General features: G+C 51.0%; 11 protein-coding genes and 1 riboswitch. Of the genes, 1 reads left to right on the forward strand and 10 read right to left on the reverse strand.

Annotated elements, in window-relative coordinates; translation table 11 throughout:
* Positions 1-65: 65 nt before the first annotated feature.
* The 9 genes from AC07N2_RS01895 to gcl form a co-directional block, all read right to left on the reverse strand.
* On the reverse strand, positions 66-1,043 hold the full coding sequence (locus AC07N2_RS01895; RefSeq protein WP_494776758.1) for an NAD(P)H-quinone oxidoreductase: 978 nt from the start codon (positions 1,041-1,043) through the stop codon (positions 66-68).
* A 114-nt stretch (positions 1,044-1,157) separates the two neighbouring features.
* Positions 1,158-1,955 (reverse strand): thiazole synthase, encoded by a 798-nt coding sequence (locus tag AC07N2_RS01900; protein ID WP_494776759.1) that lies wholly within the window; start codon positions 1,953-1,955, stop codon positions 1,158-1,160.
* An 86-nt stretch (positions 1,956-2,041) separates the two neighbouring features.
* A complete protein-coding gene (gene thiS / locus AC07N2_RS01905; protein WP_494776760.1) occupies positions 2,042-2,251 on the reverse strand; it encodes a sulfur carrier protein ThiS in 210 nt (69 codons plus the stop codon).
* A complete protein-coding gene (thiC, locus tag AC07N2_RS01910; protein ID WP_494776761.1) occupies positions 2,251-4,164 on the reverse strand; it encodes a phosphomethylpyrimidine synthase ThiC in 1,914 nt (637 codons plus the stop codon). The genes thiS and thiC overlap by 1 nt, the downstream gene beginning before the upstream one ends.
* A 110-nt stretch (positions 4,165-4,274) precedes the next feature.
* Positions 4,275-4,382: riboswitch (TPP riboswitch) on the reverse strand.
* A gap of 188 nt (positions 4,383-4,570) precedes the next feature.
* Positions 4,571-5,989, reverse strand: coding sequence for a pyruvate kinase (gene pyk, locus AC07N2_RS01915; RefSeq protein WP_494776762.1), 1,419 nt, complete (start codon positions 5,987-5,989; stop codon positions 4,571-4,573).
* Between the two features lie 76 nt (positions 5,990-6,065).
* The gene (locus AC07N2_RS01920) at positions 6,066-7,331 is read right to left on the reverse strand and encodes a glycerate kinase type-2 family protein (protein ID WP_494776763.1); all 1,266 of its coding nucleotides are present in this window, start codon (positions 7,329-7,331) and stop codon (positions 6,066-6,068) included.
* 85 nt (positions 7,332-7,416) lie between these two features.
* Entirely contained in the window at positions 7,417-8,304 is an 888-nt protein-coding gene (gene glxR, locus AC07N2_RS01925; protein ID WP_494776764.1) for a 2-hydroxy-3-oxopropionate reductase, read from the reverse strand.
* 111 nt (positions 8,305-8,415) lie between these two features.
* Entirely contained in the window at positions 8,416-9,195 is a 780-nt protein-coding gene (gene hyi / locus AC07N2_RS01930; protein WP_012078245.1) for a hydroxypyruvate isomerase, read from the reverse strand.
* Position 9,196: 1 nt separating this feature from the next.
* On the reverse strand, positions 9,197-10,945 hold the full coding sequence (gcl, locus tag AC07N2_RS01935; RefSeq protein ID WP_494776765.1) for a glyoxylate carboligase: 1,749 nt from the start codon (positions 10,943-10,945) through the stop codon (positions 9,197-9,199).
* A gap of 106 nt (positions 10,946-11,051) precedes the next feature.
* Between gcl and AC07N2_RS01940 the strand changes: the two genes are divergently transcribed.
* Positions 11,052-11,957: a LysR family transcriptional regulator gene (locus AC07N2_RS01940; protein ID WP_494776766.1), complete on the forward strand. Its 906-nt coding sequence runs from the start codon at positions 11,052-11,054 to the stop codon at positions 11,955-11,957.
* A gap of 96 nt (positions 11,958-12,053) precedes the next feature.
* Here the strand turns inward: AC07N2_RS01940 and pntB are convergent, their stop codons facing one another.
* The gene (gene pntB, locus AC07N2_RS01945) at positions 12,054-13,460 is read right to left on the reverse strand and encodes a Re/Si-specific NAD(P)(+) transhydrogenase subunit beta (RefSeq protein ID WP_494776767.1); all 1,407 of its coding nucleotides are present in this window, start codon (positions 13,458-13,460) and stop codon (positions 12,054-12,056) included.

A 13,460-nucleotide genomic window follows, 5' to 3' on the forward strand; every position in this document is an offset into this window, starting at 1 on the left:
TCAGAATTTAAAAAGCCCGCTAGTCAAACAAGACTAGCGGGCTTTTTTATCGTATTAACTTGAACTTACAGCTTCAAGATAATTTTACCGATGTGCGTGCTGCTTTCCATCAAGGCATGCGCTTGCGCTGCTTCTTCCAATGGGAAAGTTTGATAGATCACTGGCTTGATCTTGCCAGCTTCAATCAAAGGCCAGACGCGTTCACGCAACTGCTTCGCAATCGCCGCTTTGAATGCAACAGGACGCGGACGCAGAGTTGAACCAGTAATCGTCAAACGACGCAGCAGAATTTGACCCAGACTTACTTCTGCCTTGTTGCCACCCAACAGTGCGATAAAGACCAAGCGTCCATCATCGGCGAGGCAACGAATTTCACGCGGCACATAATCGCCACCAACCATATCGAGAATCACGTCAACACCCTTGCCGCCGGTAGCGGCCTTGACGATCTCAACAAAATCTTCTGTCTTGTAATTGATACCGCGTTCAGCACCCATCACTTCACAGGCGCGGGCTTTGTCATCGCTACCAGCTGTAGCAAATACGCGATGGCCGAGTGCCGTGGCGATCTGGATCGCCGTTACACCGATACCGGATGTGCCGCCCTGCACCAGCAATGTTTCATCGCCGCTCAAACCGACGCGATCAAAGACGTTACTCCATACGGTGAAGAAGGTTTCTGGCAAGGATGCTGCTTCGACTGCATCCAGACCTTTTGGAATCGGCAAGCACTGCTCGATAGGCGCTGTACAGTATTCAGCGTAACCACCACCCTGCGCCAGTGCGCAAATCATGTCGCCGATTTTTAAATCACTACCGGCCAGATCGCCACCGACGATTTCGCCCGCGACTTCCAAGCCTGGCAAATCCGATGCACCCTTAGGGACAGGATAGTTACCAGTGCGTTGCAACACGTCAGGACGGTTGATACCTGCGGCGTGCACCTTGATCAGTACCTCGCCAGCCTTAGGTTCTGGCATCGGGCGCTCACAGAGCTTCAATACATCTGGTGGGCCTGGCTGAGTAATCTCGATTGCGCGCATGGTAAATCCTTTAATGTGATGACGTTGAAGGCAGCAAGGATATTCGATAATCCATTTATCTGCCAATCAACTCAACATTCCGCATAATTCCCGCGCAACACGGTCTTATTCTTCTTACACCACGCGTCCAGCCATCGGTGACGATGGGGATGCGGCGAATTTGCGGGCGATACGACCTGCCAGGTAAGCATTGCGACCTGCATCGATGCCCAGTTTCATTGCATGCGCCATACGGACTGGATCTTGCGCACCAGCAATCGCGGTGTTCATCAAGACGCCGTCGCAACCGAGTTCCATTGCAATCGCAGCATCGGAAGCAGTACCAACACCTGCATCAACAATGACCGGGACTTTGCTTTGTTCGATGATGAGCGACAAATTCCACGGATTGAGGATGCCCATGCCGGAACCGATCAACGATGCTAGAGGCATGATGGCGGCACAGCCGATGTCTTCCAACATACGAGCTTGAATCGGATCATCGCTGCAGTAGACCATGACGTCAAAGCCATCTTTGACCAGGGTCTCAGCGGCTTTCAGGGTTTCCGGCATATTCGGGAACAGGGTCTTTTCATCACCCAGCACTTCGAGTTTGCACAGCTTGTGGCCGCCGAGGATTTCACGACCAAGTTGCAGCGTATAAACCGCATCGGCAGCGTTGTAACAACCAGCCGAGTTAGGCAGCAAGGTGTATTCAGAAGGTGGCAAGACATCGAGCAAGCTCGGTGCATTCGGATCTTGACCGATATTCACGCGACGAATCGCGACGGTAACGATTTGTGCACCGCTGGCTTCGCTGGCCGCACGTGTTTGTTCGAGGTCTTTGTATTTACCGCTGCCAACCAACAGGCGGGAGCGATAAGTGGTGCCAGCGATCGTCAATTGGTCGTCGAAGAAGATTGGGGTAGTCATGGATAGTCCTGTTTCTTTGATATGCAAAATTAATACGCAACAAACATACGAGGCAGCTCGTGGCTGCCTCGTATTTACTTCAGTGATCAACCACCGCCAATCGCACGCACCACATCAACGCGATCAGCTGCTTGTAACTGCCGCTGCTGCCACTGACTACGCGGCACGATTTCGCGATTGATGGCAACGGCAACTGCTTTGCCTGATAGTGACAAATCAGCCATCAACTCTTCAACGTTCTTACACGTTGCGAGTTGATGGCTAGCGCCATTGAGCTCTATTTCAATATTGATCATTACTGTTTTTGATAAATTTCAGAGCCGCTTTTCACGAACTCAATCGACTTCACTTCCATACCTTTTTTCAAAGCCTGAATTTCAGTGATGCCTTGTTGTGCGGCATATTCGCGTACTTCCTGCGTGATTTTCATCGAGCAGAAATGCGGACCACACATCGAGCAGAAGTGCGCGACTTTGGCGGAGTCTTTAGGCAAAGTTTCATCATGAAATTCACGTGCCTTATCCGGATCAAGACCGATGTTGAATTGATCGTCCCAACGGAATTCGAAACGCGCTTTCGACAAAGCGTTGTCGCGTATCTGCGCACCGATATGACCTTTCGCCAAGTCGGCAGCATGTGCGGCAATCTTGTACGTGATGATGCCGTCCTTGACGTCGACCTTGTTCGGTAAGCCTAGATGTTCTTTCGGCGTAACGTAACAAAGCATGGCTGTACCGTACCAGCCGATTTGCGCAGCGCCGATGCCAGACGTGATGTGGTCGTAGCCAGGTGCGATGTCGGTCGTCAATGGTCCGAGCGTGTAGAACGGTGCTTCGTGGCACTGCTCCAGTTGCAGATCCATGTTTTCCTTGATCAGATGCATAGGCACGTGGCCCGGGCCTTCGATCATCACTTGCACGTCGTGCTTCCATGCGATCTGCGTCAGTTCACCCAGCGTTTTCAATTCGCCGAGTTGCGCTTCATCGTTGGCATCGTAGATCGAACCTGGACGCAAACCATCGCCTAAGCTGAACGACACGTCATAGGCTTTCATGATTTCGCAAATGTCTTCGAAGTGCTCATACAGGAAAGATTCCTTGTGATGCGCGAGACACCACTTCGCCATGATGGAACCACCGCGTGACACGATACCCGTCATGCGCTTGGCAGTCATAGGAACGTAGCGCAGCAACACACCAGCGTGGATCGTAAAGTAATCGACGCCCTGCTCTGCCTGCTCGATCAATGTGTCACGGAAAATTTCCCATGTGAGGTCTTCCGCCTTGCCGTTAACTTTTTCCAGCGCCTGATAGATAGGCACGGTACCGATAGGCACAGGTGAATTGCGGATGATCCATTCGCGTGTTTCATGGATATGTTTGCCGGTCGACAGATCCATCACGTTGTCGCCGCCCCAGCGTATCGCCCACGTCATTTTTTCCACTTCTTCGCCGATCGAAGAAGTGACTGCCGAGTTACCGATATTCGCGTTGATTTTGACCAGGAAGTTACGGCCGATAATCATCGGTTCGATTTCCGGATGATTGATATTGGCAGGAATGATGGCACGACCGCGCGCGATTTCGCTGCGCACAAATTCAGCTGTGATCTCTTGCGGAATAGCTGCACCGAATGACTGCCCCGGGTGTTGACGCCCCATCAGCTCGGCTAGTTTTTCGCCTTTTGGTCCGGAGTGTTTTAACTCTTCCAGATAAGCACGGCGATTCATGTTTTCACGGATCGCAACGAATTCCATTTCTGGCGTAATGATGCCTAGTCTCGCGTAATGCATCTGCGACACGTTCTTGCCTGCGAGTGCGCGACGTGGTTTGCGATGCAGATTGAAACGCAGTTCAGCCAGCTTGGGATCGTTCAAACGCTCGATGCCGTATTCTGATGTTGGGCCTGCTAGTTCTTCGGTGTCACTGCGTTCCAGTATCCACGGCAGACGTGGTGTGTCGAGGCCGGAACGGATATCGATTTTTGCTTCCGGATCGGTGTACGGGCCGGAAGTATCGTAGACATAGATCGCCGGATTTTTTTCGAATCCAAACGATGCGGCAGTATCGGATTGCGTGATCTTGCGCATGGGCACGCGAATATCCGGACGTGAACCTTGAATATAAACTTTGGTGGAATTTGGTAATGGTTGGATCGCTGCTTCATCTACCGTGGCGGTAGCGGACAGAAATTTCGGATTGGCATTCATTTTGGCTCCTTGGCTAACTACATTGGCTTGGAGCCAGCTCAGGAGGTTTCGAGAACATGTACCGTATCAGCTTGGACATCGATAAATACAATTCGGATGCCGGATGCAATACACGTTCTCGGTAGCTTCCCTTCGCTGGCATTATCCAGATCAGGTTCAAGGGTTTTTCTCACCCGGCAAATGCGGAACGCATCTACCTAGGACCCCTAGCTTTTTACTTCTACAACAGGTGAATCAAACTACGATTCGTAGTCTATGCCATAAAACGACTATGTCAATTGACCCACGTCAGACTTTTACATCTGACATGAATGGGTTACTGCAACGCAATACTCCATTCATGTCAGTTCTGGAAAATGGCAAGACTGCCATCTCCCAGAAACTGTAATACAACTAATGCGCTGTATTACTTAACCGTTGCGATGTGCAACAGATTGGTCGTACCGGATTCACCGAATGGCAAGCCAGCCGAGATAGCGATGTAATCACCCTTCTTGGCAAAACCTTCATGCACGGCCGCCGCCACTGCTTCGCTGACCATGTCATCAACAGAATGCACATCCTTGCCACCAACGATCGAGTGGATACCCCAAACCCATGCCAGACGACGTGCGGTCTTCAGTTCTGGAGTGATGCTCAGGATCGACGTAGTCGGACGTACACGCGCAGCGCTCATGCTGGTGCTACCGGATTTGGTGTATGTCACAGTAGCGACAGCTTTGATCGCAGCCGTGGTGTCACGCAAGGCGTTGCAGATTGCATCTTCCGCCGTTGGACGTGGTGTCACTTGCTGTGCATCGAGCAGCGTGCGGTAGACCGGATCGCTTTCCACTTCTCTGATGATGCTGTCCATCATTTGAACAGCACGAACAGGGTTCTTGCCGCTGGCCGATTCCGCGGACAACATCACGGCATCTGCGCCTTCGTAAATGGCGTTGGCAACGTCCGATGCTTCTGCACGGGTTGGCATAGGCGATTCGGTCATCGATTCCAACATGTGTGTTGCAACGATAGTTGGACGACCGTATTTACGCGATACACGGATGATTTCTTTCTGAGCGCGCGGCACTTGCGAGATCGGCAATTCAACACCCAGATCACCACGAGCAACCATGACGGAGTCAGAAGCTTTACAGATCGCATCGATGTCGAGCATTGCTGCTGGTTTTTCGATCTTCGATTGAATCAGGGCGCGGTCACCGATGATCTTGCGTGCGTCTTCGATATCAGAAACTTGTTGCACGAACGACAGAGCTACCCAGTCCACGCCCAACGACAATGCAAATTCCAGATCAACCAGATCTTTCGGTGTCATTGCAGGGATCGGCAGAATTGCGTCTGGCACGTTGACGCCTTTGCGGTTTGAAATCTTGCCGCCCGTAGTCACACGTGTGACGATGCGGTCACCCGAGTTGCTTTCGATCGAAACACGAATTTTGCCGTCATCGAACAACAGGTTTTGACCAGCTTTGACAACCGCGAACAGCTCAGGATGTGGCAGGTAAACGCGTGTTGCATCACCTGGAGTCTGATCGCGGTCGAGCACGAATTCCGAACCTTCAGTCAACATAGCGGAATCGCCATTGAAGGTGCCAAGACGAATCTTCGGACCTTGCAGATCGCAGAGGATGGCAACTGGACGGCCGTATTTGGTTTCCAGGCTACGCACGATTTCGTGACGTGCGCGGTGATCTTCGTGCGAACCATGGCTGAAGTTGAAGCGGAACATGTCCACGCCAGCTTCAAACAATGCGCTGATGGTTTCCACATCACCACTTGCTGGGCCCAGGGTAGCAACGATTTTTGCTTTGCGATTACGTCTCATGACAGATCTTCTTCTTAAATGAAAAATGAAAAATGGGTACCGCTATGCCTGCAATACAAACACAGCGGAAAATAAATTACAAAATCAGGATTGCGCGGAAATCGTTAACGTTGGTACGTGTCGGTCCGCTGACAATCAAATCACCAAGTGCGCTGAAAAAACCATAGCCGTCGTTATTCTCGAGCATGGCTTTTGCATTCAAGCCTTGCTCGGTAGCACGCGTCCATGAGTCAGGTTGATAGATCGCGCCGGCATTATCTTCGGAGCCATCAATACCGTCGGTATCGCATGCCAATGCGTGAATACCAGCCGTACCTTGCAGGGACACTGCCAGGCTCAACAAGAATTCTGCATTGCGACCGCCACGACCTTTACCGCGCACGGTAACGGTAGTTTCGCCGCCGGACAGGATGACGCATGGCTTGGCGAAAGGCTGACCATACTTCGCAACCTGTTTTGCCAATGCTGCGTGCACCATACCAACGTCACGCGATTCACCTTCCAGATCGTTGGACAAAATGTAGGGCGTAATACCAAGCTCGCGTGCCTTGGCTGCAGCAGCTTCCAGCGCATGCTGTGCTGTTGCCATGACGTGATGTTCATTGCGCGCAAAACGTGCATCGCCTGGTTTTGGTGTTTCGCCAGCGCCGGATTCCAAATGCTTCAAAATATTTTCTGGAATCTCGATTTTGTATTTTTTCAGAATCGCGAGTGATTCTGCGCAGGTAGTTGGATCAGGCAAAGTTGGACCGCTGGCAATCACACCAGGATCGTCGCCAGGTACGTCGGAGATCAACAGTGTAACGACACGTGCAGGTGCGCATGCCAAGGCCAAACGACCACCTTTGATTGCGGACAAATGCTTGCGCACGCAATTCATTTCAGAAATCGTGGCACCGCTTTTCAGCAATGCTTTATTCAATGCTTGTTTTTGTTCCAGCGAGATGCCTTCACCCGGCAAACTCAACAAGGCGGAGCCGCCGCCTGTGATCAGGCATAACACCAGATCATCTTCAGTCAAACCCTTGACCAGTTCCAGCATGCGGCCAGCTGCTGCACGGCCTGCTTCATCCGGTACCGGATGCGCTGCTTCAACAACTTCGATCTGTTTGCAATCAGCACCGTGACCATAACGCGTCACGATCAAGCCTTCCACTTTGCCTGGCCATGTATCTTCAACAACCTTGGCCATTGCGGCAGCACCTTTGCCGGCACCGATCACCAGCGTACGACCTTTGGCAGATTGCTTGGGCAAATAGGCAGGCATACATTTCTGTGCGCTCACAGCCTCTACTGCAGTGGCATACAGGTCATTCAAAAACTGACGTGGATCAATCGACATGGACGAGATACTTTTAAAAAATTTGAATCAAACCGACATCACACATCAGTGCAATGTCGGCCGCAGTACAAACGTCGTTGACGAATTACGCCTTGGCGATTTCGTGGTTCGACATGATTTCGATCGCGCGGCACAGTGCCGAGTGATCCAGACCGCTCATGCCGTTTGCTGCGCATGAATTCATCAGTTCTTGGGTGTTTGCTGTGTTAGGCAAAGACACGCCCATCGCCTTAGCACCTTGCAATGCCAGGTTCAAATCTTTCTGATGCAGTTCGATACGGAAGCCTGGGTTGAAGGTACGTTTAACCATACGCTCGCCGTGTACTTCCAGGATGCGGGAGTTAGCGAAACCGCCCATCAATGCTTGACGAACTTTTGCAGGATCTGCGCCAGCTTTCGAAGCGAACAACAGAGCTTCAGCAACAGCTTGGATGTTCAATGCAACGATGATTTGGTTAGCAACTTTGGTGGTTTGACCATCGCCGTTACCGCCAACCAAAGTGATGTTTTTGCCCATCAATTCGAACAATGGCTTAACGGTTGCAAATGCTGCTTCCGAACCGCCGATCATGATGGTCAACGATGCAGCTTTAGCACCGACTTCGCCACCAGATACTGGTGCATCCAGGTATTCGCAACCCAGAGCGTTGATTTTTTTCGCGAATTCTTTAGTAGCGATAGGCGAGATCGAGCTCATGTCGACAACGATTTTGCCTTTCGACAAACCAGCTGCAACGCCGTTTTCTGCAAACAGAACTGCGTCCACGTGCGGGGTATCCGGCACCATGGTGATGATGATGTCTGCATTTTTAGCGACTTCAGCACCTGATGCGCAAACAGTTGCGCCACCATCGACTAATTCTTGTGCTGGTGCTTTTTGATCATGCAAAAACAGTTGGTGACCACCCTTTTGCAGGTTCAGCGCCATTGGTGCGCCCATGATACCCAAACCAATAAATCCAACTTTTGCCATGACTGACTCCTGATTATTTAAGTGTATTAACTGCGGTGTATTAACTACATACTCAGTAAAAATACTAAGCGGCCCGATGTCGGACCGCTCAGTATGCTTAGAGACGCTACATTATAAGCCGTGCGCTGCGCGCCAGCCCAATCCTTCTACCGTACCAGCCTTAGGCTTGTACTCACAACCGATCCAACCCTTGTAACCGATTTCATCCAGGAACTTGAACAGGAAGGTGTAGTTGATTTCACCTGTACCTGGCTCAAAACGACCTGGATTATCTGCCAGTTGCAGATGAGGAATAACCGCGAGGTTGTTCTTCATCGTGTTCGCCAATTCACCTTCCATGCGTTGCATGTGATAGATGTCGTATTGGAAGAACAAGTTGTCCGAACCAACTTTGGCAATGATGTCCAGAGTCTGTTTGGTGCCGGTCAAGAAGAAGCCTGGGATATCGAATGTGTTGATCGCTTCGATCAACAACGGGATACCTTCTGCTTTCAATTTGGCAGCTGCATATTTCAAGTTGGCAACCAGAGTTGCTTCTGCTTGTTCATGCGTTACGCCAGCAGGCACAATACCGGACAGGATGTTGACCTGTTTGGTGCCGAGCACTTTGACGTATTCAATTGCTTTGTCCACACCAGCTTTGAATTCTTCTACGCGATCTGGATGGCAAGCGATACCGCGCTCACCACCAGCCCAGTTACCGGCTGGCAGATTGTGCAAAACCATTTCCAGATTGTTCTCTTTCAATTTCGCTGCAACATCAGCCGCAGGGAAATCGTATGGGAACAAGAATTCAACGCCTTTGAAGCCATTCTTTGCAGCTTGTTCAAAGCGGTCCATGAATGGGACCTCGTTGAACAGCATCGTCAGATTAGCAGCAAGTTTCGTCATCTTAAGCACCCTTAACGTCGAGGATTTCTTCGAATTCGTTGATCGCGTTGATTTCTGTACCCATCGCGATGTTGGTTACGCGCTCAAGGATGATTTCAACAACGACTGGCACTTTGAATTCTTTGATCCACTCTTGTGCTTTACGCAGCGCAGGTTGGATATCGTCTGGGTTGTAGACGCGAATTGCTTTGCAGCCGAGGCCTTCAGTAACTTTAACGTGATCAACACCGTACGAAGCGTTTTCGGTCGAGTTGATGTTGTCGAACGCCAGCGATACGCAGTAGTCCATCGTGAACATACGTTGTGCTTGACGGATCAGGCCCAGGTACGAGTTGTTCACCAGAACGTGAATGTATGGCAGGTTGAATTGCGCACCAGCTGCCAGTTCCTCGATCAGGAATTGGAAGTCGTAATCGCCTGTGATAGCAACGATTTCGCTGGTTGGATCAGCAGCCCGAACACCCAGAGCAGCTGGGATAGTCCAGCCCAATGGACCTGCTTGACCGCAGTTGATCCAGTTACGTTCTTTGTACACGTGCAGGAATTGACCCGCAGCGATTTGCGACAAACCGATGTTCGAAACATAGCGCGCTGTTTTGCCGAACACTGTGTTCATTTCTTGGTAAACACGTTGTGGTTTGATAGGCGTTACGTCGAAATCCGTTTTACGCAACATGGTGCGTTTGCGTTCTTGGCACTCAGCCAACCATGCATCACGGTTTTTCAGTTTGCCAGCAGCTTTCAATTCTTTCGCTACTTCGATCATCAATTTCAGTGCTGCACCAGCGTCGGAAGTAATACCGAGGTCTGGGCCAAACACGCGACCGATTTGTGTCGGCTCGATGTCGATGTGTACGAATTTACGATCTTTGGTGAAAACGTCGATCGAACCGGTGAAACGGTTAGCCCAACGGTTACCGATACCGAATGCGAAGTCCGAAGCCAGCATCGTCGCGTTACCGTAACGGTGCGAAGTTTGCAGACCAACCATACCGACCATCAGAGGATGATCATCAGGTACTGTGCCCCAGCCCATCAGGGTTGGAACGACAGGAACGTTAACCAGCTCAGCGAATTCGAGCATCAACGGTGTTGCGTTTGCATTGATCACGCCGCCGCCGGAAATCAGCAATGGACGCTCTGCAGCGTTCAACATGGTGATTGCAGCTTCGATTTGTTTACGGGTCGCTGCTGGCTTGTAGACTGGCAATGGCTCGTACAGATCTGGATCGAATTCGATTTCAGCAACTTGCACGTCGAACGGCAAATCGATCAGCACTGGACCTGGACGGCCCGAACGCATGATGTGGAAAGCTTGTTGGAACACTTGTGGAACCAGTGCTGGTTCGCGAACCATCACCGACCATTTTGTTACTGGCTTCGAGATCGTTTCGATATCAACAGCTTGGAAGTCTTCTTTGTGCAAACGTGCACGTGGCGCTTGACCAGTGATACACAAAATTGGAATCGAATCAGCGATTGCCGAGTACAAACCGGTGATCATGTCTGTGCCGCCAGGACCCGAAGTAGCGAGAGCAACACCGATATTGCCGGTTTTGGCGCGGGTGTAACCCTCGGCCATGTGTGTCGCGCCTTCTACGTGGCGTGCCAGAATGTGCTTGATCGTGCCTTGCTTTTGCATTGCGGAGTAAAACGGATTGATAGCTGCGCCTGGTACGCCGAACGCCTGATCAATACCCTCTTTTTGCATTACCCAAACTGCTGCTTGGGCTGCTGTCATCTTTGCCATTACATATCTCCATTGAAATGAAATTTTCCTAGCATCTATAGTAATTCTTATGCATTACTTTTAGAATAGGACAATTAATTAACCAATTAAATACTTCAGGTATCGAATGGACAAGCTCAAACAGATCGAAGCATTTGTGATGGCGGTCGAGCATAACAGCTTTGCGGCAGCGGCATTAGCCTTGCAAGTAACACCCGTTATGGTCGGGCGCCGCATCGATACTCTGGAGAAACGCCTGGGCGTCCGCCTGCTGCATCGCTCCACCCGTCGACTCGCCCTCACGGAAGAAGGTTCCGTCTATCTGGAACACTGCCGCAAAATGCTGGGCGAACTGGATCAGGCTGAAAGCGCACTCTCGGCGGGCCATAACAAGGTCACAGGTCATTTGATCGTTTCTGCTCCAGCCTCATTCGGCCGCCAGCATGTCGCGCCTTATGCACAGGAATTCCTGGAGCAGCATCCTGGCCTCAAGATGTCATTCAACCTGACAGATCGCGTCGTGGATTTGGTGCAAGAAGGTTACGACATGGGCATACGCATAGGCGGGAACATCGACCCCAACTTCGTGGCAATTAAACTTGCCGCCAATAAACGAGTCGTATGTGGCACCAAGGAATACTTCAAGAAGCACGGCAAACCAAAGACACTAGACGATCTTGCTAATCATAATTGTCTCTCCTTTAATCTTCAAGGCGGACAGCAACGCGGCTGGTATTTTAATTACCGTGGCAAAACCGTCTCTGTGCGTGCTCAGGGTAGCCTGGACTGCAATGATGGCGAGTTACTACATCGCTGGATGACTGAAGGCCTGGGCATCGCATGGCGCTCTGTATGGGAGATCCAGAGTCAATTAGAGAGTGGCATGCTGGAAACCGTGCTGGATGATTATGCAATCCCTGAATACGACATCATGGCGGTCTATCCGCAACAAAGAAACGTCCCAGCCAAAGTACGCCTATTCATCTCACACTTGAAAATGATGTATAGCCAGCCTGGTTATTGGAGCAGGTGAGCACTAACTTTTGCTTGCTTCACTAAGTTCGACACCACCCAACCCCAATAAAAAAAGCCCGCATCAGCGGGCTTTTTTGTAACAGACGTATTGCTATTAGGCTTTGAGAGTTGTCAGGACTTCATCCAACATCTTCTTCGCATCGCCAAACAACATGCGATTGTTTTCTTTGTAGAACAGCGGATTGTCGACACCAGCGTAACCGGAAGCCATCGAACGCTTCATGACGATCGAAGTTTCAGCCTTCCAGACCTCGAGCACTGGCATACCAGCGATCGGGCTGTCCGGATCTTCTTGCGCATCCGGGTTCACGATGTCATTGGCACCAATCACCATGACTACATCCGTATCCGGGAAGTCTTCGTTGATCTCGTCCATTTCCATCACGATGTCATAAGGTACTTTGGCTTCGGCCAGCAACACGTTCATGTGGCCAGGCATACGACCTGCAACAGGATGGATCGCGAAACGAACCTTGGTACCTTTGGCACGCAAGAACTTGGTGATGTCATTCACCGTGTGCTGAGCTTGTGCCACTGCCATGCCGTAACCCGGCACGATAACAACGCTTTTTGCTTCACGCAGCAGTTCTGCGGTTTCTTGTGCAGAAACAGGAGTCGCTTCACCAACCTGCTCTTTAACAGCGCCGCCCGTCTTCGGAGCACCACCACCAAAACCACCGGCGATCACGCTGAAGAAGTTGCGGTTCATCGCTTGGCACATGATGTACGACAGAATCGCACCTGACGAACCAACCAGCGCACCAGTCACGATCAGCAAATCATTGCCGAGCATGAAACCGGTAGCCGAAGCAGCCCAGCCAGAGTAGCTGTTCAACATCGATACGACAACCGGCATATCAGCACCACCGATAGCCATCACCATGTGAATACCGAACAGCAGAGCGATCACAGTCATGATGATCAACGGGGTCATGCCGCTGGCAACGTCAGGCGCATTAACGAATTCACGGCCAAACCAGATCACGAGCACCAAACCAATCAGGTTGATGAAGTGACGAGCTGGCAACAGCAATGGCTTACCGCCGATTTTGCCGTTCAATTTACCAAACGCAATCAGGGAACCTGAGAACGTTACCGCGCCGATGAAGATACCGACGTAAATTTCAACCTGGTGAATCGCCTTTTCAGCGCCTTCCAGATGGATAGACGGATCGATGTAGCTAGCGAAACCAACCAGTGCAGCAGCCAGACCAACGAAGCTGTGCATCAATGCAACCAGCTCCGGCATTTCGGTCATTTTGACCTTCTTGGCGGCATACAGGCCGATTGCACCACCGACGAGCAGCGCAAGAATAATCCATGCATAGCCGTCAGCAGTTACGCGTGGGCCAAAGATGGTAGCGAGCACCGCGATGCCCATACCGATCATGCCGTAGAGGTTACCGCGACGCGAAGTTTCTGGATGCGACAAGCCACCCAGGCTGAGGATAAAAAGAATGGTTGCTCCGATGTAGGAGACAGTGGCCAGATTTGCAGACAT

This window comes from Herminiimonas sp. GW821-FHT09C12 (assembly GCF_059416385.1).